The sequence below is a fragment of the Pseudomonas sp. 51_B genome, assembly GCF_017491595.1.
GTDB classification, from domain to species: domain Bacteria; phylum Pseudomonadota; class Gammaproteobacteria; order Pseudomonadales; family Pseudomonadaceae; genus Aquipseudomonas; species Aquipseudomonas promysalinigenes.
In genome coordinates this window covers 164,194-187,127 of sequence record NZ_JAFGYW010000007.1, presented here as the reverse complement: position 1 = coordinate 187,127, position 22,934 = coordinate 164,194, and the positions used below count along the sequence as shown (strand labels likewise).

Sequence of the window (22,934 nt, the reverse complement as noted above, 5' to 3'; positions counted from 1 at the left end):
AGCAGGCAAGGCTGTGAGAGTTCGTAAAAGTTTTTTGCGACAACAGAAATAAAACGGCCCCGCACTAGGCGAGGCCGTTGCCTGGGACTTCGACGGTGGGTACCTGACCAGTCTCTCCAAAGAAGCCACATGTGGCAGGAGAAAGGTATAAGTAAATTTGTCAGCGGTCAATTGCGATTATCGGCCGTTCGTTCGATAATCGCACGAGCTAGCGATTTATTTGAGGTGCGCGATGAACGACGAAACCACCGCCTATGACCACGCCAACCCAGAGCCTGTGCGGCCGAGCCTTACGGCGCTGGCGCCGCCTATCGTGGCGTCACCTGCCAAGCGTATCCAGGCATTTACTGGTGACCCGGATTTCATGACCTCACTGGCCCGTGGGCTGGCGGTCATCCAGGCTTTTCAGGAGCGCAAGCGCCACCTGACCATCGCGCAGATCAGCCACCGCACCGAAATCCCCAGGGCGGCCGTGCGTCGCTGCCTGCACACGCTGATCAAATTGGGCTACGCCACCACGAATGGGCGGACTTATTCGCTTCTGCCCAAAGTGTTGACGTTGGGCCACGCCTACCTCTCGTCCACACCACTGGCGGTCTCGGCTCAGCCCTATCTGGACCGCATCAGTGATCAGTTGCACGAAGCAGCCAACATGGCCACTCTGGAAGGCGACGACATTCTTTATATAGCTCGTTCGGCCACGGTGGAGCGGTTGATTTCGGTGGACCTGTCGGTGGGCGGGCGGTTGCCGGCCTATTGCACATCCATGGGGCGGATTTTGCTGGCGGCGATGGACGACACCAGCCTGCGCGAATACCTCGAGCGTGCAGACCTCAAGGCCCGTACCAGCCGCACCCTGAACGACCCTGATTCATTGTTCGCCTGCATTCAGCAGGTGCGCGAGCAGGGCTGGTGTGTGGTGGATCAGGAACTCGAGCAGGGCCTGCGGTCGATCGCAGTGCCGATCTATGATGCCTCTGGCCAAGTGTTGGCGGCGCTGAATGTCAGCACACACGTCGGGCGAGTTACCCGTAGCGAACTGGAGCAGCGTTTCTTGCCCATTCTGTTGGCGGCCAGCCGTGACCTTTGCCATCAGTTGTTCGGTTGACGAAGCGATGTCGAGGTTTCCTGTTCGATAAACGCACAGTGTCGCTCCCGGTGAATTGCGCCTCCCCCAAACGCTGATTAATGTCTCTCGCAACGGTCGGCACAGCCGACCGATACAAGAAAAACATTCGAGGCGTATTCCATGACCACTGTCACTCAACTGCTGCGGCCGCACCCGTTTGCAGTTCCGTTGTATCCAGGCTGACTCAGGCCGCCCTGCATCGCTATTGAAGCCCTGTACTGTTTGCCAAGTGCACAGGCCCAACCGTGCCCAAATTCTGGATAACAACAATGAACCAACCCCATGCTGTCGGGAACAATCTCGACGTCCAGTCGTTCATCAATGAACAACCACTTTCACGCTATCAGTGGCGTGTGGTGATCCTCTGCTTCCTGATCGTTTTCCTCGATGGCCTCGATACTGCGGCCATGGGCTTCATTGCGCCCGCCTTGTCCCAGGAGTGGGGCATCGACCGCGCCAGCCTGGGCCCGGTGATGAGTGCCGCATTGATCGGCATGGTATTCGGCGCCCTGGGCTCGGGGCCGCTGGCCGACCGCTTCGGACGCAAGGGCGTGCTGGTAGGCGCGGTGCTGGTGTTCGGTGGTTTCAGCCTGGCTTCTGCCTATGCCAGCAACGTCGATCAACTGCTGGTATTGCGCTTTCTGACGGGCCTGGGCCTGGGCGCCGGCATGCCCAATGCCACCACGCTGCTGTCCGAATACACCCCAGAGCGTCTCAAGTCGCTGCTGGTGACCAGCATGTTCTGCGGCTTCAACCTTGGCATGGCCGGTGGCGGGTTCATCTCTGCGAAGATGATCCCAGTTTACGGCTGGCATAGCCTGCTGGTGGTCGGCGGCGTGCTGCCGCTGCTGCTGGTGGTAGTGCTGATGGTGTGGCTGCCGGAGTCGGCACGCTTTTTGGTAGTGCGCAATCGCGGTACCGACAAGGTGCGCAAGACCTTGGCGCCGATTGCCCCGTCGGTGATTGCGCAGGCCGCCAGTTTCAGCGTGCCTGAGCAGAAGGCCGTAGCTGCCCGCAACGTGTTCGCGGTGATCTTCTCCGGCACCTATGGCCTGGGCACCGTGTTGCTATGGCTGACCTACTTCATGGGGCTGGTGATCGTCTACCTGTTGACCAGCTGGTTGCCGACGCTGATGCGTGACAGCGGCGCAAGCATGGAGCAGGCCGCGTTCATCGGTGCGCTGTTCCAGTTCGGTGGCGTACTCAGCGCAGTAGCGGTGGGGTGGGCCATGGACCGATTCAACCCGCACAAGGTCATCGGCATTTTCTACCTGCTGGCGGGGGTGTTCGCCTACGCAGTGGGCCAAAGCTTGGGCAACATCACGGTGCTCGCAACCCTGGTGCTGGTTGCTGGCATGTGCGTTAACGGTGCGCAATCGGCCATGCCGTCGCTGGCAGCACGTTTCTACCCAACCCAGGCGCGCGCCACAGGCGTATCGTGGATGTTGGGGATCGGGCGGTTCGGGGCCATTCTGGGTGCCTGGAGCGGCGCCACGCTGTTGGGGCTGGGCTGGAACTTCGAGCAGGTGCTGACGGCCTTGTTGGTGCCCGCGGCACTGGCGACGGTCGGCGTGATCGTCAAAGGCTTGGTAAGCCACGCTGACGCCACTTGATCCGGCGGGGGCTGCTGATGCAGCCCCTTTGAAATACCGATAGCAGGGCAACATTTGGTTCGATAATCGCACCAATAGTCGATTATCGAATTGTAAGCGCACCCCCTGTCTCCTTAATCTGGACCCAACGTAGCACCCCTGGCAGGAGAAGCCTGATGCGTGAAGTATTTATCTGTGACGCCATCCGCACCCCGATCGGTCGCTTCGGCGGCGCCCTGGCCGGCGTGCGCGCCGACGACCTGGCGGCGATCCCGCTCAAGGCGCTGATCGATCGCAACCCATCGGTGCAGTGGGACCAGCTTGACGAGGTGTTCTTCGGCTGTGCCAACCAGGCCGGTGAAGACAACCGCAACGTCGCGCGTATGGCCCTGCTGCTGGCCGGCTTGCCGCAGAGCATTCCTGGGGTGACCTTGAACCGCCTATGCGCCTCTGGAATGGACGCCATCGGCACTGCCTTCCGTGCCATTGCCAGTGGCGAGATGGAGCTGGCAATCGCCGGCGGCGTCGAATCGATGTCGCGTGCTCCATTCGTCATGGGCAAAGCCGAAAGCGGCTACTCGCGCAACATGAAACTTGAGGACACCACCATCGGCTGGCGTTTTATCAACCCGTTGATGAAGAGCCAGTATGGTGTGGATTCCATGCCGCAAACCGCCGACAACGTGGCTGACGACTATCAGGTTTCCCGCGCCGACCAAGATGCGTTTGCCTTGCGCAGCCAGCAGAAAGCGGCTGCTGCCCAGGCTGCCGGCTTCTTCGACGAGGAAATCGTGCCTGTGCGTATCGCTCACAAGAAGGGCGAAACCGTCGTCGAACGCGACGAGCACCTGCGCCCTGAGACCACCTTGGAAGCACTGACCAAGCTCAAACCGGTCAATGGTCCGGACAAGACCGTCACCGCAGGCAACGCCTCGGGCGTGAACGATGGTGCCGCCGCTTTGATTCTGGCATCGGCTGAAGCCGTGAAAAAGCATGGCCTCACCCCACGTGCTCGGGTACTGGGCATGGCCAGCGCCGGTGTTGCCCCGCGGGTGATGGGCATTGGCCCGGTGCCAGCGGTGCGTAAACTGACTGAGCGCCTTGGTGTTGCGGTCAGCGACTTTGATGTGATCGAGCTCAATGAAGCGTTCGCCAGCCAGGGCCTGGCAGTGCTTCGTGAGCTGGGTGTGGCCGACGATGCGCCGCAGGTCAACCCCAATGGCGGCGCGATCGCCCTGGGCCACCCACTGGGCATGAGCGGTGCGCGCCTGGTGTTGACTGCGCTGCATCAGTTGGAGAAGAGCGGCGGCCGTAAAGGCCTGGCGACCATGTGCGTGGGCGTCGGCCAAGGGTTGGCGCTGGCCATCGAACGGGTTTGACCGGTAGCGGCCTTTTCGCGACGTTTCGATGTCCCGGTGAACACGCTTCGCAGAGGAACCACGCCTCCTGTTGTGGGGGCGTAATCATCGTGACCTCAAACCGGCGCGAAGAGGCCGGTACTTTTCGGGCAGGCCCAGGGCCATCCCACAGGCTGAACGAGGTGTTACCAGGTGTGTCTAGACTTACCTGCAACCTATCAGGAGTAAACACGCCATGACCTCAACTCATTACACCGGTGAAGAGCGCAGCAAGCGCATCTTCGCCATCGTCGGTGCCTCATCAGGCAACCTGGTGGAATGGTTCGACTTCTACGTCTATGCCTTCAGCGCAATCTACTTTGCCGCCTCGTTCTTCCCTTCCGGCGACCCGACCGTGCAACTGCTCAACACCGCCGGTGTATTCGCTGCAGGCTTTCTGATGCGCCCGATCGGCGGCTGGTTGTTCGGGCGGCTGGCCGACCGTCATGGGCGCAAGAACTCCCTGATGATCTCAGTGCTGATGATGTGCTTCGGCTCGCTCATGATCGCCTGCCTACCAACCTATGCCAGCATCGGTGCTTGGGCCCCGGCGCTGCTGTTGCTGGCGCGGTTGATCCAAGGGCTGTCGGTGGGGGGCGAGTATGGCACCACCGCCACTTACATGAGTGAGGTGGCTTTGCGTGGTCAGCGTGGCTTTTACGCATCGTTCCAGTACGTGACCCTGATTGGCGGCCAGTTGTTGGCCGTGCTGGTGGTGGTGGTCATGCAGCAGCTGCTGAGCGAAGAGGAACTGCGGGCGTGGGGCTGGCGTATCCCGTTCGTGGTCGGAGCCATCGCTGCGCTTATCTCGCTGATGCTGCGCCGCTCGCTGCATGAAACCAGCAGCGCCGAAACCCGCAAGGACAAGGACGCAGGTTCGATAAAGGGGTTGTTCCGCAACCACACTGCAGCCTTCATCACCGTACTGGGCTACACCGCAGGTGGTTCGCTGATCTTCTATACCTTCACTACCTACATGCAGAAGTACTTGGTCAACACGGCAGGGATGAACGCCAAGACCGCCAGTTTCGTGATGACCGGGGCGCTGTTCCTGTACATGGTGATGCAACCGTTCTTCGGCATGCTCTCCGACCGCATCGGCCGACGAAATTCGATGTTGCTTTTCGGTGCGCTGGGAACGCTCTTTACCGTCCCGCTGCTGATGGCGCTCAAAACCGTGAGCAGCCCATTCATGGCCTTCGTGCTGATCACCCTGGCGCTGTGCATTGTCAGCTTCTACACCTCGATCAGTGGCCTGGTAAAGGCCGAGATGTTCCCGCCTCAGGTGCGTGCGCTGGGCGTGGGCCTTGCTTACGCGGTGGCCAACGCAGTGTTCGGTGGCTCGGCCGAGTACGTCGCCCTGGGCCTGAAGACCATGGGCATGGAAAACGCCTTCTACTGGTATGTGACGGCCATGATGGCGATAGCCTTCCTGTTCAGCTTGCGCCTGCCGAAACAGGCGAAATACCTGCACCACGATGACTAAGGACGTTGCATGAGCAACCAACTGTTCGACGCCTATTTCACCGCCCCGGCCATGCGCGAGGTCTTCTCCGATCGCGGGCGCTTGCAGGGCATGCTCGATTTCGAGGCCGCACTGGCCCGTGCCGAAGCCGATGCCGGTTTGGTCCCGCACAGCGCCGTGGCGGCCATCGAGGCCGCCTGTCACGCTGAGCGCTATGATGTGCGTGCCCTGGCCGATGCCATTGCTACCGCTGGCAACTCGGCAATCCCGTTGGTCAAGGCACTGGGCAAGGTAATCGCCAGTGGTGTGCCGGAAGCCGAGCGTTACGTGCACTTGGGCGCCACTAGCCAGGATGCGATGGATACCGGGCTGGTTCTACAGTTGCGCGATGCCCTGGAGCTGATCGAAACCGATCTTGGCAAGCTGGCCGATACGCTGGCTCGACAGGCGTTGCTGCATGCCGATACACCGCTGGTGGGCCGTACCTGGCTGCAGCATGCCACGCCTGTCACTCTGGGTATGAAGCTGGCCGGGGTGCTCGGGGCCCTGACCCGACATCGCCAACGCCTGCAGCAATTGCGCCCGCGTTTACTGGTGCTGCAGTTCGGCGGCGCTTCCGGGAGCCTGGCCGCGCTGGGCAACAAAGCCCTGCCGGTAGCTGAAGGGCTCGCCGCGCAACTCAAACTGGCGTTGCCTGAACAGCCTTGGCACACCCAGCGTGATCGCCTGGTGGAGTTCGCGTCGGTATTGGGCCTGGTGGCCGGTAGCCTGGGCAAGTTCGGTCGCGATATCAGCCTGCTGATGCAGACCGAAGCCGGTGAGGTGTTCGAGCCTTCGGCGCCGGGCAAGGGCGGGTCGTCGACCATGCCACACAAGCGCAACCCAGTGGGCGCGGCGGTGCTGATCGGCGCCGCTACGCGGGTTCCTGGCCTGCTCTCGACTTTGTATGCCGCCATGCCCCAGGAGCACGAACGCAGCCTTGGCCTGTGGCATGCGGAATGGGAAACCCTGCCGGACATCTGCTGCCTGGTCTCTGGCGCTTTGCGCCAGGCCCAGGTAATTGCCGAGGGCATGGAGGTGGACGCCGAGCGTATGCGTCGCAACCTGGACCTGACACAAGGGCTAGTGCTGGCTGAAGCGGTCAGCATTGTCCTCGCGCAGCACCTGGGTCGTGACCGCGCCCACCATTTGCTGGAGCAGTGCTGTCAGCGGGCAGTGGCCGAACAACGTCACCTGCGCGCGGTACTGGGCGATGAGCCGCAGGTCAGTGCCGAGCTGAGCGCCGAGGAACTCGACCGCCTGCTCGATCCTGCTCATTATCTTGGCCAGGCCCGCGTCTGGGTGGCGCGCGCCGTGGCTGAACATCAACGTTTGACTGCCTGAAGGAGATCGCTGTGGCGCATGTGCAACTGGCCGATGGCGTACTGAACTACCAACTCGACGGCCCGGCCGATGCCCCGGTGCTGGTATTGTCCAACTCGCTGGGTACCGACCTTGGCATGTGGGACAGCCAGATCCCGCTGTGGAGCGAGCATTTCCGGGTGCTGCGCTACGACACCCGCGGCCACGGTGGCTCGCAAGTGACCGAAGGGCCTTACAGCATCGAGCAGTTGGGCAAGGATGTGCTGGCACTGCTCGATGCACTGGGCATCGAGCATGCGCATTTCGTAGGCCTGTCCATGGGCGGCCTGATCGGCCAGTGGCTGGGCATTCATGCCGGCGCCCGCCTGCATAGCCTGACGCTTTGCAACACCGCAGCGAAGATCGGCAACGACGAGGTCTGGAACACACGTATCGACACCGTGCTCAAAGGCGGTCAGCAAGCGATGGTCGATCTGCGCGATGCCTCCATCGCCCGCTGGTTCACCCCGGCATTCGCCCAGCAGCAGCCACAGCAGGCCCAGCGCATCTGCCAAATGCTCGCGCAGACCAGCCCCGAGGGTTATGCGGCCAACTGCGCGGCGGTTCGCGACGCTGATTTTCGTGAGCAATTGGGCCGTATCCAGGTCGCTACGTTGATCGTTGCCGGTACCGAGGACGTGGTCACCACCCCCGAACATGGCCGCTTCATGCAGGCCGGCATCATCGGTGCCACCTATGCTGAGTTCCCGGCTGCGCACCTTTCCAATGTCGAGATCGGCGAGGCGTTCAGCCGCCGGGTGCTCGACTTCCTGCTGGCTCGCTGAGGGATTGGCCATGGATGAGAAACAACGCTACGACGCCGGCATGCAGGTACGCCGTGCAGTGCTGGGTGACGCCCACGTCGACCGCAGCCTCGAGAAACTCAACGGCTTCAACGGCGAGTTTCAGGAAATGATCACCCGTCATGCCTGGGGTGATATCTGGACCCGCCCGGGCTTGCCACGGCATACCCGTAGCCTGATCACCATCGCCATGTTGATCGGCATGAACCGCAACGACGAGCTCAAGCTGCACTTGCGTGCAGCGGCCAACAACGGCGTGACCCGCGATGAGATCAAAGAAGTGCTGATGCAGAGTGCGATCTATTGCGGTATCCCGGCGGCCAACGCCACGTTCCACCTGGCCGAATCGGTGTGGGACGAGTTGGGCGTGGAATCGCGCGGCTAAACCCCGCGCATGGCCACCGGCCCGGCATTGGCTTCTACCGCTTGCTTCAACGCCGGGCACAGGCCCAGCATGAATGCTGCTTCAGCGACCACGAACAGCGGGCCTATGATCAGCCCGCTGATATCGTCGACGAATGCAGGTTTGCGGCCTTCGTAGTAATGCCCGACGAACTGAATGATCCAGCCCACCACGAAAGTCCCCAGCCCGGCGCTGAGCCACAGGGCTGTGGATTGCATGGCCAGTGCCTGGCCGATCCATAGGCACACCCCGAGCAGCAGGCCCATCACCAGGCCAAAGCGCACGTCCAGGCGCAGGTAGAACCACACCGAAGCCACCGCGCCAAGCAGGGCAGGGGACAACCATATCCCCGCCAGCTCCCAGCCGGGTCGCGAGAGCAGGACCGTGACCGCGACGACTATCAGCGGGATGCCGACGAAGTGGGTGGCGATGTTGCGCGGGTCGCGGTGGTAGTTGGCGTATTGGCTCAGGTGTTCGACGAGGTTTTTCATTGTTGTTCCTCCCTGTGTGGCCGATATCTCGATATAGCTGAGAATAGCCTGCAGCGGCACCATCATCAGCAGAGCGAATGGCAGCAGCGTGCTGGGAGCAATCGACGTCGCGCAATGTACCGAGCAAAAGTACAACGAACGCAGGGCCGGCAGGCCTCTGCGCGGGCAACCCGCGTAGAGACCTGGGGTTCAGAGAAGATTCAGCGGGTAGCTTACGATCAAGCGGTTCTCGTCGAACGAGTTGGTGCTGAAGTCGCGGCGCATGGTGGAGTTGCGCCATTTCACGGACAGGTCCTTGAAGGTGCCCGACTGGATCACATAGGCCAGCTCGCTCTCGCGCGCCCATTCCTTGCCATCGGTCACCACGCCGCTGGTGACGTTATCACCCTTGATGTAGCGGTTCATCAGCGTCAGGCCGGGGATACCTACGCTGACGAAGTTGAAGTCGTGGCGCACCTGCCAGGAACGTTCCTTGGCATTGTCGAAGCTTGAGTTGTAGCTGTCGTTGGCCAGGGTGCCGCCACTGGTGCCGTTGACACGCATCCAGGCGTTGTCGCCACTGACTTTTTGCAGGCCAACGTAGAAGGTGTTGCCCTTGTAGCGGGCTGAGAGCATCGCCGACGCCGTGCGGTTGTCCAGTTGCCCTGCGCGCTCGGAGCCATCTTCCTTACCCCAGAAGTAGCCGAGGTTGGCGCCCAAGGTCCAGTCGCCAAGCGGTTGGCTGTGCACCAGGTTCAGGTATTGCTGGCGGTAGATGTCTTTGAGTTGAGCGTCCCACAGGCCGACCATGGTGCGCTTGTCGTTGAAGGTGTATTCACCACCTGCGAAGTTGAAACGATCGGAGGTGACCGCCGCGCGCCCGGTCATCGACATGTCTTCCATGCTGGCGTCGTTACGCGGGCTGTTGGCGCGGAACTGGCCGCCATACAGGGTCAGCCCGTCGATCTCTTTCGAAGTGATCTGGCCACCGCGGAAGGTCTGAGGCAGCGAGCGGCCATCGTCCGAGCGCAGAATCGGCAGCACCGGCATCCATTCGCCGACCTTGAGCTCAGTTTGCGACAGCTTGGCTTTTAGGGCCACGCCCAGGCGGCCAAAGTCGTCAGCGGGACGGCCGTCATCGTGCACCGGCAGCAATTGGGTGTTGGTGGTGCCTTTGCCACCATCGAGCTTGACCGAGTACAGGCCCAGCACGTCGACCCCAAAACCGACGGTGCCCTGGGTGAAACCGGAACGTGCATCGAGGATGAAGCTCTGGGTCCATTCTTCGGCCTTGCCTTGCGGATGGGCTGGGTCGACGAAATTACGGTTGATGTAAAAATTGCGCAGGTTGAGGCTGGCCTTAGCGTCCTCCATGAACCCACCGGTGTCGGCGGCGTAGACGGGCAGGGCGCAGGAGATGGCCAACAGGCCGGGCAGCAGCTGGCGTGCGGGTTGGGAAGTGCTCATCTGTCGTGGATCTCTTGTTGTTATGGTCGAACCGTTCTCGTGCAGGGCTGGCTGCAGCTGCGGTCTTCTTGATGAACGGATACAGCATTGCGTGGAGAATGTTGCGGGGCACTGTGGGGGTGAGGCAATTCGCCGCAAACGGTTTGGGGCGATAATCGAACGCTATGTTCCAGCTGGTTAATTTCGCCCAATAAAAAGCCCAGCACTAGGCTGGGCTGGGGTGGTCTGCCAGAAGATCAGCCTTTGGGGGTAGTCGCCGAAGCCTGTTGGTTGGCTTGACCGGTTCGCTCGTACCAGCCACCGCCGAGGGCTTTGTACAGGTTGACCTCGCTGGTCAGCTGCGCAAGACGATCGGTGATCAACGCCTGCTGGGCGCTGAACAGGTTGCGCTGGGCGTCGAGGAAGGTCAGGTTGCTGTCGATACCAATACGGTAACGGCGCTCGGCCAGGCGGTAGTAGTCCTGGTTGGCCTGCACCAGATCGCGCTGAGCCTGTAACTGCTCTTCGAAGGTCTTGCGTGCCGCCAGGCCGTCGGACACTTCCTGGAAGGCAGTCTGAACGGTCTTTTCGTACTTGGCGACGTTGATGTCCTTCTGGATCTTCGAGTAGTCCAGGCTCGCTTTGAGACTGCCTGCGTTGAAGATCGGCAGGTTGATCTGCGGCTGGAACAGCCAAGTGCCCTGGCCGCCGGAGAACAGGTGGCCCAGGTCAGGGCTGAGGCTGCCGGCATTGGCGGTCAGGCTGATGCTGGGGAAGAATGCAGCACGGGCTGCGCCAATGTTGGCGTTGGCGGCCTTGAGCAAATGCTCGGCTTCCTGGATGTCCGGGCGACGCTGGAGCAGTTCGGACGGCAGGCCCGCCGGGACTTCTGCCAATTGATCGGCATCGAGTTTCAGCGGCTGTGGCAGGTTGGCCGGAATGCTGGTTCCCAGCAGTACCGCAAGGCTGTTTGTGTCCTGAGCGATCAGGCGCTGATACTGCGAAAACTTGACTCGGGCCCCTTCGACGGCGGTACGTGCCTGGCTCAGGTCGAGCGCCGACGCCACGCCGACCTCGTTGCTGCGGCGAGTCAGGTTGTAGCTTTCCTCGTAGGTTTTCAGCGTCTCCTGGGTCAGCTTGAACAGGGCCTGGTCGGCCTGCCAGGTGTAGTACGCATTGGCAACGCTGGCCACCAGGGCGATCTGCGTTGAGCGGCGTGCCTGTTCACTGGACAGGTAGGTTTCCAGGGCTTGCTCGGTCAGGCTGCGTACGCGGCCGAACAGGTCAAGCTCGTAGGCGCTGACACCGAGGGTGGCCGAGTACTGGCTGGTGATGTTCGACTCGCCAGTGGTCGACATGTTGGCCGGCACACGCTGGCGGGTACCACTGGCATTGGCCGACACCGCCGGGAACAAGTCAGCGCGCTGGATGCGGTACTGGGCTCGGTAAGCGTCGATGTTCAAGGCCGCCACACGCAGGTCGCGGTTGTTTTCCAGGGAGGTCTGGATCAACTGCTGCAAGGCCGGGTCATTGAAGAATTGACGCCAGCCTTGTTCTGCAGCGGCGACGTCGGCCGACTCGGCCGGCGAATACGCCGGGCCTTGCGGCCACTGCGCAGGCACCGGGGACTCAGGGGTCTGGTAGTCAGGGATCAGCGAGCAGCCGCCGAGAATGAAAGCGGTTACCGCCAGGGACAATAAAGACTTGGTCATTGCCCAGCCTCATAACGTGGAGTTTCAGGGGTGACGTCTTTTTCCGGCTCTTTGCTGCCGAACAGTGACGACACTGTGACGAAGAATAGCGGTACCCAGAAGATGGCCAGGAGGGTCGCACTGATCATGCCGCCGATCACACCGGTACCGATGGCATGCTGGCTGCCGGCGCCTGCGCCGCTGGCGATGGTCAACGGTACCACGCCAAGGATGAACGCCAGCGAGGTCATGATGATCGGGCGCAGACGCATGCGGCATGCTTCGATAGCCGCGTCGTACAGGCTGCGACCCTGCTCGTGCAGTTCTTTGGCGAATTCCACGATCAGGATCGCGTTCTTCGCCGCAAGGCCGATGGTGGTCAGCAGGCCGACCAGGAAGTACACATCGTTGGAGAGGCCGCGCAGGCTGGTAGCGATCAGCGCACCGATGATACCCAGTGGGACCACCAGCACGACGGCGATCGGAATGGACCAGCTTTCATACAGCGCTGCCAGGCAGAGGAACACGAACAGTAGCGAAAGGGCGAACAGCGCCGGCATCTGCGAGCCGGAGAGTTTTTCCTCGTAGGACATGCCGGTCCAGGAGTAGCCGACACCTGCTGGCAATTCACCGGCGATGCGTTCGACCTCGGCCATGGCTTCACCGGTGCTGTAACCCGGCGCCGGGGCACCGAGAATCTCCATCGCCTCGACGCCGTTGTAACGCGACAGTTTCGGCGAACCGTAGGTCCACTCACCCTTGGCAAAGGAGGAGAACGGCACCATCTCGCCTGCGCCGTTGCGCACGTACCACTTCTGCAGGTCTTCCGGGCTCATCCGCGAGTTGGCTTCACCCTGGATGTACACCTTCTTCACTCGGCCACGGTCGATGAAGTCGTTGACGTAACTGGCACCCAGGGCAATCGACAGGGTGTTGTTGATGTCGGAAATGGTCACGCCCAAGGCGCTGGCACGTTCGTCATCGATGATCAGCTGATACTGCGGCTCATCGTTCAAGCCGTTAGGCCGCACGCCACTCAGGACCTTGCTTTGCGAAGCTTTTGCCAGAAACTCGTTGCGCGCTTCCATCAGCTTGGCATGCCCGACACCACCACGGTCCTGAAGGAAAACGTCGAAGCCTGTCGCGTTACCCAGCTCCAGAACGGCAGGCGGGGCGAAGGCGAATACCATTGCATCACGGAAGGTGAAGAAGTGCTGCTGGGCGCGTTGGGCCAAGGCGAACACGCTGTTCTCCTGGGAACGTTCGCCCCAGGGCTTGAGCATGATGAAGGCCATGCCCGAGCTCTGCCCACGGCCGGCGAAGTTGAAACCGTTGACGGTAAATACCGAGGAAACGGTGTCGGCTTCGTCCTTGAGCAGGTATTCGCGCATCTGGTCGACCACCGCCTGAGTGCGTTCGGCACTGGAGCCTGCCGGTGTTTGCACCTGGGCAAACAGCACGCCCTGGTCTTCCTCTGGCAGGAAAGCGGTAGGGATGCGCGAAAACAGCCAGATCATACCGACCACAATCAACGCGTAGGCCAGCAGGAACGGCACCTTGTTGCGCAGGATACCGCCCACGCTGCGTTCGTAGCCGTTGACGCTGCGGTCGAAGTTGCGGTTGAACCAGCCGAAGAAACCGCCTTTGGCCGTGTGGTGCTCACCCTTCTTCAGCGGCTTGAGCATGGTGGCGCAAAGGGCTGGTGTGAAGATCAACGCCACCAGCACCGAAAGGCCCATGGCCGAGACGATGGTGATGGAGAACTGCCGGTAGATGACGCCAGTAGAGCCCCCGAAGAAGGCCATGGGCAGCAGTACCGCCGACAGCACCAAGGCGATACCCACCAGGGCGCCCTGGATCTGCTGCATCGAGCGCTTGGTCGCCTCCTTGGGCGGCAAGCCTTCCTCGGACATCACCCGCTCGACGTTCTCCACCACGACGATGGCGTCGTCCACCAACAAGCCGATGGCCAGAACCATGGCGAACATGGTCAGGGTGTTGATACTGAACCCCGCTGCGGCAAGGATGCCGAAGGTGCCCAGCAATACCACCGGGACCGTCATGGTGGTGATGATGGTGGCGCGGAAATTCTGCAGGAACAGGTACATCACCAAGAACACCAGGACCACGGCTTCGATCAGGGTGTGAATCACGCCGCTGATCGATTCGGTGACCACTGGGGTGGTGTCATAGGGGAATACGGCCTTCACCCCAGGCGGGAAGAACGGCTCCAGATCGGCGATGGTCTGGCGCAGGGCTTTGGCGGTGTCCAGCGCGTTGGCACCGGTTGCCAGCTTGACCGCCAGGCCCGAGGCAGGCTTGCCGTTGAACTGCGCACTGACCGCGTAGTTTTCGCCACCCAGGCCAACCTGGGCGACATCACCCAGGCGTACCTGGGAACCATCGCTGTTGACCTTGAGCAGAATCTTCTCGAACTGCTCGGCAGTCTGCAGGCGGGTCTTGCCGATGATCGTCGCGTTAAGCTGGGTACCTGGCACGGCCGGCAGGCCGCCGAGCTGGCCGGAGGATACTTGCACGTTCTGTGCGGCCACTGCGGTTTTGACATCCACCGGGGTGAGCTGGAATTTGTTCAGCTTGGCCGGATCGAGCCAGATCCGCATGGCGTATTGCGCGCCGAACACCTGGAAGTCGCCCACGCCGGCAGTCCGCGAAATCGGGTCCTGCATGTTGGAGACGATGTAGTTGGCCAGGTCGTCCTTGGTCATGCTGCCGTCTTCGGACACCAGGCCAATCACCATCAGGAAGTTCTTGACCGCCTTGGTGACCCGAATGCCTTGCTGCTGCACTTCCTGCGGCAGCAGTGGGGTGGCCAGGTTCAGCTTGTTCTGTACCTGCACCTGGGCGGTATCGGCGTTGGTGCCCTGCTCGAAGGTCGCGGTGATGGTCATGCTGCCGTCGGAGTTACTTTCCGACGATACATATCGCAGGTTGTCGATGCCGTTGAGCTGCTGTTCGATGACCTGCACCACGGTATCCTGCACCGTCTGCGCCGAGGCGCCCGGGTAGGTCACGGCGATGGCGATGGCCGGCGGTGCGATGCTTGGGTACTGATTGATCGGCAGCTTCAGAATTGACAGAGCGCCGACCAGCATGATCACCAAGGCGATCACCCAGGCGAAGATCGGGCGATCGATAAAGAACTTCGACATGGTTTACTCCGCTTTGGCGTCTGCTTTCGCCGCGTTGGCCTGATCAGGGCTTTGCGGCTTCTTGACGTTGGTGGCATCGCTGACCTTGACCTCGACGCCTGGGCGTACATATTGCAGGCCTTCGGTGATCAGGCGGTCGCCGGGATTCAAGCCTTCCTCGATCAGCCAGTCGCTACCCAACGTACGGCTAGCCTTGAGCTGGCGCAGTTCCACCTTGTTTTCCTGATTGACAACCAGTGCGGTCGGCGCGCCTTTGAGGTCACGCGTTACGCCCTGTTGTGGGGCCAGGATGGCATTGGCGTTGACCCCGGCCTTGAGCCGTGCATGCACGAACATACCTGGCAGCAGAGTGTGATCAGGGTTGGGGAACAGCGCACGCAGGGTCACCGAGCCGGTGGTCTCATCGACTGCGACTTCAGAGAACTCCAAGCGGCCTTCCTGCTTGTAGAGGCTGCCGTCTTCAAGCACCAACTGCACCGAGGCAGCGTTGTTGCCGGCCTTTTGCAGCTGGCCGCTTTCCAGGTCGCGGCGCAGCTTGAGCAGCTCGGCGGTAGACTGGGTGACGTCGACGTAGATCGGGTCCAGCTGCTGGATGGTGGCCATGGCGTTTGTCTGGCCATTGTTCACCAGTGCGCCTTCGGTGACCGAGGACCGGCCGATCCGACCGCTTATCGGGGCGAGGACCTTGGTGTAGCGCAGGTCGATCTGGGCACTTTTCAGCGACGCTTCGGCCTGCAATCGTTTGGCATTGGCATCGTCGAACTCCTGTTTCGACACCGCCTGCTCGCTCACCAGTTGCTTATAGCGTTCGGCCAGCGATTTGGTCGCTTGCAGATTGGCCTGAGCGTTGGCCAGGGTGGCTTCGTACACGGCAGGGTCGATCTGATAAAGCTGTTGGCCTTCTTTGACGTCGCTGCCTTCTTTGAACAGGCGCTTGAGGATGATGCCGTTGACCTGTGGGCGCACTTCGGCGATGCGGAAGGCGCTGGTGCGGCCTGGCAGTTCCGAGGTCAGGGTGAAGGGTTGCGGTTGAATGGTTACTACGCCGACCTGAGGAGCCTGCGCTGCAGGCGCGGCTTCTTCTTTCTTGCAGCCACTTAGCAGGGTTGCCAGGGCGACGGCGGAAACCAGAGCGGTAACGGCTGGCTTGAATTGCATGAGGATCCTCGGGTCGCTAGAGCAGGGAGACGCTCAAGAGTAATGGAAGAGTCTTGTCAGAAAAAAACTATCCGGTGGATAAATAGCTTACTAACGAATATACTTACATTCACGGTTGTTTGTAAATACTGCTGGTAGTACTTAGCTACTACCGTAGCCCCTGATTAGTTCATCCGTGAGGCACCCTGCAGAGGTGCCCTCGGCGGTTTACCCGTCTGCCAGTGCAGCCGGCCCCAGATGAGGTTGCACTGCCATGGTCCGTCGAACCAAAGAAGAAGCCCAGGAAACCCGCGCCCAGATCATCGAAGCTGCGGAGAAGGCCTTCTACAAGCGCGGAATCGCGCGAACCACCCTGGCCGACATCGCCGAGCTGGCAGGTGTGACCCGAGGGGCGATCTACTGGCATTTCAACAACAAGGCGGAGCTTGTGCAGGCGCTGCTCGACAGCCTGCACGAAACCCATGACCACCTGGCGCGGGCCAGTGAAAGCGAAGACGAACTGGACCCGCTTGGCTGCATGCGCAAGCTGTTGTTGCAAGTACTCACCGAACTGGTGCTGGACGCCCGTACCCGACGTATCAATGAGATCCTGCATCACAAGTGCGAGTTCACCGACCAAATGTGTGAAATTCGCCAGCAGCGCCAAGGTGCGGTGCTGGATTGCCACGTAGGCATCAAGCTGGCCTTCGCCAACGCCGTGCGCCGTGGCCAGTTGCCTGGTGATCTGGATATCGAGCGCGCGGCCGTTGCCTTGTTCGCCTATATCGATGGGCTGATCGGGCGCTGGCTGCTGCTGCCGGACAGTTTCGATCTGTTGCGCGATGCGGAAAAATGGGTCGACACCGGGCTGGATATGCTGCGCTTGAGCCCGGCGCTGCGCAAATGACACTTTGTTAAGGATTGTGAGGAAGTGTTTCCCGACTGTATTAACGGGGGATTAACCCACGCACCTTCAGCGCCCACGCAACTGCCGATCAGGCAGGGCCAGTGCCGCCAGCAACCCCAGCAGCGCGATGCTCGCACTGCCCAGCAACACATGGCGGAACGTTGCCAGCAGCCGCGTTTGCGTATCAGGGTCCGCCTGCCCGGCCTTGAGGCTGCCTAGCAGCGGGTTACCCAGCAACTCGAAGCCATCATGATGCAGCAGCGTCAGCAGCAGGCTGGACATGCACGCCACGCCCATGGCGCCTCCCAACGAACGGAATAGGTTGGTGGTGCTGGTGGCAACCCCGATATCCCTGCTGTCCACGGCGCTCTGTGTACCCACCAGCGACGTCGGGAACTGCAGGCCACAGGCGATGCCAGTCAGCAGCATGAACAGACCGCCGAGCATGGCCGATTGTGGTGGGGTGATGGCCATTGCGCAGATCGCCACGGGCATCAGCAGTGCGCCGGCCAGAATCTGCGGTTTGAAGCGGCCGGTACGGCTGGTCATGCGACCACCGGTAAACGCGCCAATGGGCAGCCCCATTGCCAATGGCAACAGATGCAACGCGGCGCTATCGGCACCGGCGCCAGTGATGCCCTGATAGCGCAGCGGCATCAACATGGTCAACGAAATCGACTGAAAACTGGCGCAGAAGATCACCGCCCAGCACAGCACCGCCACCCGGTTACCGAACAGGCCCATGGGCAGTAACGGTTCCGGGCAGCGGCGCTCGTGGCCAATGAACAACGCCAGGCCGAATACTGCGCAGGCGAACAAGGCCAGCACCGAGGGCGCGGTCCAGGGTTGGCCCTGGCCGACCAGGGTGATGCCTAGCAGCAGGCTGCCCAGGCCAATAATCAATAGCACGGCGCCTAGATAGTCGACTCGAGCTTGGCGATGCTGCACCGGCATGCCAGCCAGGGCACGATGGATCGCCCAAAGCGCCAATAGGCCCAGCGGCAGATTGATCCAGAACACCCAGCGCCAGGACAGGTATTCGGTCAGCCAGCCGCCGAGCACCGGTCCAGCTACGCTGGCCACGGCGTACATGCTGCTGAAGTAGCCTTGGTAGCGCCCACGCTCACGCGGCGGCACGAAATCACCAATGATCGCCTGGCTCACCGACACCATGCCGCCGGCGCCTATGCCCTGCAGCACGCGCGCCATGACCAGTTGCGGCATGTTCTGGGCCAGGGCGCAGCCTATCGAGGCCAGGGTGAACAGGCTGATACCGGTGAGGATCATGCGCCGACGGCCATAGAGGTCGCCTAGCTTGCCGTAGATGGGCACGGCAATGGTCATCGCCACCATGTAGCCGGAGATGACCCAGGCCAACAAGCCGAAGTCGTCGAATTGGGCTGATATGGCCGGCATCGAGACCGCGACGATGGTCTGGTCCAGGGCGCCGAGGAAAATCGCCAGCATCAAGGCAGTCAGCACGTTGCGCAGAACGGTCGGGGGCAGGGCGGCGGTCACGGGGGCACCTTGTGTTGTGGGGCAGCGCGAATAGCCGGATTGTAACCTGAGTTAGGTAGCTTCCTATGTACTATCTGCATCGCCTATGCAAGATCGGCATTGGCGCATTCATCCAGCGCTGCATGGCCGCGTGATATCGTTGGTATGCCACAGAGGCTGTAAGCCGCGGCCTGCACCAGGTTGGTGCAGCAATTTGCCGCAGTGTTCGCAAGCCGCTGTCTCCACACCTTTTATTCCTCTGCCTGCATGTCGAGCATAACCGCCCAGATGGCGACGGTTGGAACAGGGCAGGTAGACCCGATTCAGGGGTCGGTAGCAACCGTTCAATTTCTACAGATATAAGCGGAGTGATCATGCCCAAGGCTTCCCACCAAGATCTGCGTTTTGCCTTCCGCGAGCTGCTCGCTTCAGGTTCCTGCTACCACACCGCTTCGGTGTTCGACCCGATGTCGGCACGTATCGCTGCCGACCTGGGTTTCGAAGTCGGCATCCTCGGTGGTTCGGTGGCCTCTTTGCAGGTACTGGCCGCACCTGACTTTGCCTTAATCACCTTGAGTGAGTTCGTCGAGCAGGCCACGCGCATTGGCCGAGTGGCACAATTGCCGGTGCTCGCCGATGCCGACCACGGTTATGGCAATGCGCTCAATGTGATGCGCACGGTGGTCGAGCTCGAGCGCGCTGGCGTGGCTGCGCTGACCATTGAAGACACCCTCTTGCCCGCCCAGTTCGGGCGTAAGTCCACCGACCTGATTTCGGTTGAAGAAGGCGTGGGCAAGATTCGCGCGGCACTGGAGGCGCGTGTCGACTCGTCGCTGTCGATCATCGCCCGCACCAACGCAGGCGTGCTCAGCACCGAGGAAATCATTGTCCGCACTCAGAGCTACCAGAAGGCGGGTGCCGATGGCATCTGCATGGTCGGGGTGAAGGATTTCGAGCACCTGGAGCAGATTGCCGAGCACCTTAGCGTGCCGTTGATGCTGGTGACTTACGCCAACCCCAACCTGCGTGACGATGAACGCCTGGCGCGCCTGGGGGTGCGGATCGTGGTAGATGGCCATGCCGCTTACTTCGCAGCGATCAAGGCGACCTACGACTGCCTGCGCCTGCAGCGCGGTCAACAGAACAAGTCCGAAAACCTCAACGCTACCGAGCTTTCGCATACCTATACCCAGCCCGAGGACTACATCCGTTGGGCCAAGGAGTACATGAGCGTCGAGGAGTGATCGGCGTGGTGCCGCTCAGCTAACGCACGGCACTCAAGGTTGCGGTATGGGGCACGCAGTGCTCCTGCTCGCAACGGTGCGCTGCACTGGGCTGGCTGCGTAACAGCTCGGCGCGCCAACAGGCCGAACCGTACAACGCGGCGACAGCGATCAAGGCCATGGTCATGGCGACTCGTTTGGATTTGATGCCCATGTAACGCACCTCCTGTTTGGCGCGACACTGACACCTTCAAGCATAGTCAATACAGATCGCTGTCCCATGGCGGTTCGTCCTTGAACCGGTGCGCCAGGAAATCCAGCATGCTGCGCAACGTGGCAGGCATGTGCTTGCGGGAGGTGTAGACCGCATTCAGGTTCAACGCCTGTGGCTTAGCCTCGGGGATCAGGCGCAGCAATGCGCCGCTGCGCAGGGCATCGGCTGCCTGGTAGGTCGGCAGCATGGCAATGCCAGCGCCGGCCAGAGCCGCCCCCTGCAATGTCATGCTCTCGTTGGCGCTGATATTGCCTTGCACCGGGACGGCGACCTGTTGTCCGTCTACCTCGAAATGCCAAAGGCTGTGGCCGAAATAGGCGTGGGTCAGGCAATTATGCTGGCTCAGTTGCTCGACCCGCAGCGGCGTGCCGTGCTCACGCAGGTAGGCTGGTGCTGCGCAGATGACCGAGCGGCACAGGGTCAAGCGCCTGGCGATCAAGTTCGGATCCAGGTCATTGCTGGTGCGGATCGCCAGGTCAATGCGCTCATCCACCAGGTTGACCGTGCGATCGAGCATCTGCAGCTCGACCTTTACTGCAGGGTAGCGCCGCACGTAGTCAGCGATTGCCGGTGCCAGCTGGGCCTGGCCAAACGATGTACTGACGCTGATGCGCAGTGCGCCCCTGGGCGCATCGTTGGGTTGTTGCACGGCAGCTTGAAGGTCGCCGGCCAGCTCCAGCAACTGACGGCAGCGGGGCAGGGTCTGTTCACCGGCGGCCGTGAGGCTGAGTTTGCGGGTAGTGCGCTGCATCAAGCGTGCGCCTACCCAGTGCTCAAGCTCGGCCAGGTAGCGCGATACCACCGGTCGCGACAGCTGCAGGTGATCCGCTGCGGCGGACTGGCTACCCAAGTCGACGACGGTGACGAAAACGCGCATGGCGTTGAGACGGTCCATGATTTGCTCGATTTCAGAAACAAACTATGTTCGAGCATCGCATTTTTTGTGATGGTTTGGGCAACTAAGCTGGCAGCCATCTTTCCTATCACAGGGCTTATCGATGTCGTTGCTTACACCTTTGCGTGGCCTATTACTGGCATGTGTTGCCTTGGCCGGACCCGCGCTTGGCGCAATGCCTTTGCACCTGGATGTCTACAACCCAGGCGAACAGGCAATTTTTCCGGTCAGCTCGGTGATCGTTAGCGGAACTAAAGACGCCATCCTCATCGATGCCCAATTCGGCAAGGCTCAGGCCGAGCAATTGGTGCAGCGCCTGCGTGCCAGCGGCAAGCGCCTGACCACTATCTATATCAGCCATGGCGACCCGGATTACTACTTCGGCCTGGATACCGTGACCCGTGCCTTCCCCAAGGCCAAGGTGTTGGCCTCGGCAGCAACGCTGGCTCACATCCGCCAGACCATGGATGCCAAGCTTGCGTATTGGGGGCCGCTAATGGGTGCCGATAAACCGGCGCAGCTGGTGTTGCCCCAGGCACTCAAGGGCCAGCGCCTGATGCTCGAAGGCCGGGCGCTGGAGGTCGTGGGGCTGGACGGGCCGCAGCCTGAGCGCAGCTTTGTCTGGATCCCCTCGATCAAGGCAGTGGTTGGCGGTGTCGTGGTTTCGCAGAACATCCATGTGTGGATGGCTGACACCCAGACAGCCAAGTCCCATGCTGATTGGCTTGGTACGCTGGCCAGGATCCAGGCCTTGGCACCTCGTACGGTTGTGCCGGGGCACTACCTGGGCCAGAGCAACCACTCCCTCGACGCAGTGCGTTTTACGGCCGATTACATTCGTGCCTTCGATGCCGAAACCAGCGAAGCGACAAACAGTGGCGCACTCATCCAAGCGATGAAGCAACGCTACCCCAAGCTTGCCGATGAAAGTTCGCTGGAACTCAGCGCCAAGGTCGCCAAAGGTGAGATGAAGTGGTGATTGCGCGCCGCTCAGGCGCGTGCCGATGGGCAGGGGCGCAGTGACCCAGGCCAGCCAAGGTTGTTAATCCGCCTGCCGCTCATGGGCTGGCCTGCTGCTCTAGCCAGTCCATGAGTTCTACCAGCCCCGGCGGCAGGCTCTTGGCCTGGCTCGCCAGGTAATACCCTTTGCCGGTACGCACCTTGAGCGGGAACGGCATGCACAGCCTGCCGCTACGCAAGTCATCGCCGATCAGCGCCCAGTCGCCGATCGCCACACCTGTGCCTTGCGAGGCCATGGCCATCGCCATGTCCAGCGTTTCAAAATGCTGCTTGCGCCCCGGGTTGTGCAGGTCCACCCCCGCAGCGTGAAGCCATAGCCGCCAGTCATGTTCATCTCGGGAGGGGTGCAGCAACATGTGCTGCGCCAAGTCCCGGACCTCTCGCAGCGCAACTGGCCCCTCCAGCAGCGAAGGCGCGCAGACAGGCGTCAGTTGTTCGTCGAACAGCTTGCGCACTCGCAGCCCATGGTTGGGTGCATCGCCATAGACCACAGCCGCATCGAAACCTTCACGGCGAAAGTCCACCCCATGCTGCACTGTGGTGGTCAGCTCCACTGGCACATCAGGCCTCAGCGCCTGCCACTCCATCAGCCGTGGCAGCAGCCAGCGCATCACGCAGGTTGGGGCCTTGAGCTGCAAGGTGGCATTGCGCCCGCCAACCTCGCGCACGCCCTGTTCGATCAGGCCAAAGACCTGTTGTACCCGAGGCAACCAATCCTGGCCCTCGCGGGTCAGGCTCAGGCCGCGGGCCTGGCGCTGAAACAAGGCATAACCCAGATGCTCTTCGAGCCCGGCAATCTGACGGCTGACGGCGCCCTGGGTGATGTGAAGCTGCTGTGCAGCGCGGGTGAAATTGCAATGCTGCGCCGTGACCAGAAAGGTGTAAAGCGCTGGCAGGGGAGGTAGGCGTTTCATCGCGCTGAGCCATGTGTTCAGGACATGGCTAGTATGTGTTTTTTTGCCTTGTGGCGGTAGCCATGGGTTAGGTCCAATGGCGCATATTCCAACACTATTC

General features: G+C 61.4%; 19 protein-coding genes. 10 read left to right on the top strand and 9 right to left on the bottom strand.

Annotated elements, in window-relative coordinates; all coding sequences use genetic code 11:
• Window positions 1–232 precede the first annotated feature (232 nt).
• The 7 genes from pcaR to pcaC all read left to right on the top strand — a co-directional run bounded on the left by pcaR (window position 233) and on the right by pcaC (window position 8,172).
• Window positions 233–1,108 carry a pca regulon transcriptional regulator PcaR gene (gene pcaR / locus J5M56_RS11245; RefSeq protein WP_060478066.1) on the top strand — a complete coding sequence of 292 codons (876 nt, stop codon included), beginning with the start codon at window positions 233–235 and terminating at the stop codon, window positions 1,106–1,108.
• A 290-nt stretch (window positions 1,109–1,398) separates the two neighbouring features.
• Window positions 1,399–2,742: an MFS transporter gene (locus J5M56_RS11240; RefSeq protein ID WP_060478065.1), complete on the top strand. Its 1,344-nt coding sequence runs from the start codon at window positions 1,399–1,401 to the stop codon at window positions 2,740–2,742.
• A gap of 152 nt (window positions 2,743–2,894) precedes the next feature.
• Window positions 2,895–4,100, top strand: coding sequence for a 3-oxoadipyl-CoA thiolase (pcaF, locus tag J5M56_RS11235; protein WP_186477635.1), 1,206 nt, complete (start codon window positions 2,895–2,897; stop codon window positions 4,098–4,100).
• A gap of 214 nt (window positions 4,101–4,314) precedes the next feature.
• A complete protein-coding gene (locus J5M56_RS11230) occupies window positions 4,315–5,604 on the top strand; it encodes an MFS family transporter (RefSeq protein WP_207936879.1) in 1,290 nt (429 codons plus the stop codon).
• Window positions 5,605–5,613: 9 nt separating this feature from the next.
• Window positions 5,614–6,966, top strand: coding sequence for a 3-carboxy-cis,cis-muconate cycloisomerase (locus tag J5M56_RS11225; protein WP_207936877.1), 1,353 nt, complete (start codon window positions 5,614–5,616; stop codon window positions 6,964–6,966).
• Between the two features lie 11 nt (window positions 6,967–6,977).
• The gene (pcaD, locus tag J5M56_RS11220; RefSeq protein ID WP_186477530.1) at window positions 6,978–7,769 is read left to right on the top strand and encodes a 3-oxoadipate enol-lactonase; all 792 of its coding nucleotides are present in this window, start codon (window positions 6,978–6,980) and stop codon (window positions 7,767–7,769) included.
• Window positions 7,770–7,779: 10 nt separating this feature from the next.
• Window positions 7,780–8,172, top strand: coding sequence for a 4-carboxymuconolactone decarboxylase (pcaC, locus tag J5M56_RS11215; protein ID WP_060478060.1), 393 nt, complete (start codon window positions 7,780–7,782; stop codon window positions 8,170–8,172).
• Here the strand turns inward: pcaC and J5M56_RS11210 are convergent.
• The 5 genes from J5M56_RS11210 to ttgA all read right to left on the bottom strand — a co-directional run bounded on the left by J5M56_RS11210 (window position 8,169) and on the right by ttgA (window position 16,125).
• Window positions 8,169–8,681 (bottom strand): Mpo1-like protein, encoded by a 513-nt coding sequence (locus tag J5M56_RS11210; RefSeq protein ID WP_207936875.1) that lies wholly within the window; start codon window positions 8,679–8,681, stop codon window positions 8,169–8,171. The two genes, pcaC and J5M56_RS11210, sit on opposite strands and share 4 nt — an antisense overlap.
• A 189-nt stretch (window positions 8,682–8,870) precedes the next feature.
• The gene (locus tag J5M56_RS11205) at window positions 8,871–10,127 is read right to left on the bottom strand and encodes an OprD family porin (RefSeq protein WP_207936873.1); all 1,257 of its coding nucleotides are present in this window, start codon (window positions 10,125–10,127) and stop codon (window positions 8,871–8,873) included.
• Window positions 10,128–10,363: 236 nt separating this feature from the next.
• Window positions 10,364–11,818 carry an AdeC/AdeK/OprM family multidrug efflux complex outer membrane factor gene (locus J5M56_RS11200; protein ID WP_207936871.1) on the bottom strand — a complete coding sequence of 485 codons (1,455 nt, stop codon included), beginning with the start codon at window positions 11,816–11,818 and terminating at the stop codon, window positions 10,364–10,366.
• On the bottom strand, window positions 11,815–14,967 hold the full coding sequence (gene ttgB, locus J5M56_RS11195; protein WP_207936868.1) for a multidrug efflux RND transporter permease subunit TtgB: 3,153 nt from the start codon (window positions 14,965–14,967) through the stop codon (window positions 11,815–11,817). Before ttgB ends, J5M56_RS11200 begins: the two co-directional genes overlap by 4 nt.
• 3 nt (window positions 14,968–14,970) lie before the next feature.
• The gene (gene ttgA / locus J5M56_RS11190) at window positions 14,971–16,125 is read right to left on the bottom strand and encodes a toluene efflux RND transporter periplasmic adaptor subunit TtgA (RefSeq protein WP_060478055.1); all 1,155 of its coding nucleotides are present in this window, start codon (window positions 16,123–16,125) and stop codon (window positions 14,971–14,973) included.
• Between the two features lie 253 nt (window positions 16,126–16,378).
• Here ttgA and J5M56_RS11185 point away from each other — a divergent pair, with 253 nt between their 5' ends.
• Window positions 16,379–17,011 (top strand): TetR family transcriptional regulator, encoded by a 633-nt coding sequence (locus J5M56_RS11185; protein ID WP_186477536.1) that lies wholly within the window; start codon window positions 16,379–16,381, stop codon window positions 17,009–17,011.
• Between the two features lie 66 nt (window positions 17,012–17,077).
• On the opposite strand, the gene J5M56_RS11180 is transcribed toward J5M56_RS11185, so the two are convergent.
• A complete protein-coding gene (locus J5M56_RS11180; protein ID WP_207936860.1) occupies window positions 17,078–18,529 on the bottom strand; it encodes an MDR family MFS transporter in 1,452 nt (483 codons plus the stop codon).
• Between the two features lie 353 nt (window positions 18,530–18,882).
• On the opposite strand from J5M56_RS11180, the gene J5M56_RS11175 reads away from it, so the two are divergent.
• Entirely contained in the window at window positions 18,883–19,752 is an 870-nt protein-coding gene (locus J5M56_RS11175) for an oxaloacetate decarboxylase (RefSeq protein ID WP_060478052.1), read from the top strand.
• 19 nt (window positions 19,753–19,771) lie between these two features.
• Here the strand turns inward: J5M56_RS11175 and J5M56_RS11170 are convergent, their stop codons facing one another.
• Together J5M56_RS11170 and J5M56_RS11165 are read right to left on the bottom strand one after the other, a co-directional pair.
• Entirely contained in the window at window positions 19,772–19,945 is a 174-nt protein-coding gene (locus J5M56_RS11170) for a hypothetical protein (protein ID WP_186477538.1), read from the bottom strand.
• Between the two features lie 46 nt (window positions 19,946–19,991).
• On the bottom strand, window positions 19,992–20,900 hold the full coding sequence (locus J5M56_RS11165) for a LysR family transcriptional regulator (protein WP_186477539.1): 909 nt from the start codon (window positions 20,898–20,900) through the stop codon (window positions 19,992–19,994).
• Between the two features lie 103 nt (window positions 20,901–21,003).
• On the opposite strand from J5M56_RS11165, the gene J5M56_RS11160 reads away from it, so the two are divergent.
• Window positions 21,004–21,879, top strand: a complete 876-nt coding sequence (locus J5M56_RS11160) for an MBL fold metallo-hydrolase (RefSeq protein WP_207936858.1) — start codon at window positions 21,004–21,006, stop codon at window positions 21,877–21,879.
• Window positions 21,880–21,958: 79 nt separating this feature from the next.
• Here the strand turns inward: J5M56_RS11160 and J5M56_RS11155 are convergent, their stop codons facing one another.
• Window positions 21,959–22,834 (bottom strand): LysR substrate-binding domain-containing protein, encoded by an 876-nt coding sequence (locus J5M56_RS11155; RefSeq protein ID WP_207936856.1) that lies wholly within the window; start codon window positions 22,832–22,834, stop codon window positions 21,959–21,961.
• Window positions 22,835–22,934 lie beyond the last annotated feature (100 nt).

Excerpts from the sequence above, each read along its gene's own strand:
- pcaR (WP_060478066.1), top strand. The coding sequence starts at position 233 with ATGAACGACGAAACCACCGCCTATGACCACGCCAACCCAGAGCCTGTG.
- J5M56_RS11240 (WP_060478065.1), top strand. The coding sequence starts at position 1,399 with ATGAACCAACCCCATGCTGTCGGGAACAATCTCGACGTCCAGTCGTTC.
- J5M56_RS11230 (WP_207936879.1), top strand. The coding sequence starts at position 4,315 with ATGACCTCAACTCATTACACCGGTGAAGAGCGCAGCAAGCGCATCTTC.
- J5M56_RS11225 (WP_207936877.1), top strand. The coding sequence starts at position 5,614 with ATGAGCAACCAACTGTTCGACGCCTATTTCACCGCCCCGGCCATGCGC.
- pcaC (WP_060478060.1), top strand. The coding sequence starts at position 7,780 with ATGGATGAGAAACAACGCTACGACGCCGGCATGCAGGTACGCCGTGCA.
- J5M56_RS11210 (WP_207936875.1), bottom strand. The coding sequence starts at position 8,681 with ATGAAAAACCTCGTCGAACACCTGAGCCAATACGCCAACTACCACCGC.
- J5M56_RS11205 (WP_207936873.1), bottom strand. The coding sequence starts at position 10,127 with ATGAGCACTTCCCAACCCGCACGCCAGCTGCTGCCCGGCCTGTTGGCC.
- J5M56_RS11200 (WP_207936871.1), bottom strand. The coding sequence starts at position 11,818 with ATGACCAAGTCTTTATTGTCCCTGGCGGTAACCGCTTTCATTCTCGGC.
- ttgB (WP_207936868.1), bottom strand. The coding sequence starts at position 14,967 with ATGTCGAAGTTCTTTATCGATCGCCCGATCTTCGCCTGGGTGATCGCC.
- ttgA (WP_060478055.1), bottom strand. The coding sequence starts at position 16,125 with ATGCAATTCAAGCCAGCCGTTACCGCTCTGGTTTCCGCCGTCGCCCTG.
- J5M56_RS11185 (WP_186477536.1), top strand. The coding sequence starts at position 16,379 with ATGGTCCGTCGAACCAAAGAAGAAGCCCAGGAAACCCGCGCCCAGATC.
- J5M56_RS11175 (WP_060478052.1), top strand. The coding sequence starts at position 18,883 with ATGCCCAAGGCTTCCCACCAAGATCTGCGTTTTGCCTTCCGCGAGCTG.
- J5M56_RS11170 (WP_186477538.1), bottom strand. The coding sequence starts at position 19,945 with ATGGGCATCAAATCCAAACGAGTCGCCATGACCATGGCCTTGATCGCT.
- J5M56_RS11165 (WP_186477539.1), bottom strand. The coding sequence starts at position 20,900 with ATGGACCGTCTCAACGCCATGCGCGTTTTCGTCACCGTCGTCGACTTG.
- J5M56_RS11160 (WP_207936858.1), top strand. The coding sequence starts at position 21,004 with ATGTCGTTGCTTACACCTTTGCGTGGCCTATTACTGGCATGTGTTGCC.
- J5M56_RS11155 (WP_207936856.1), bottom strand. The coding sequence starts at position 22,834 with ATGAAACGCCTACCTCCCCTGCCAGCGCTTTACACCTTTCTGGTCACG.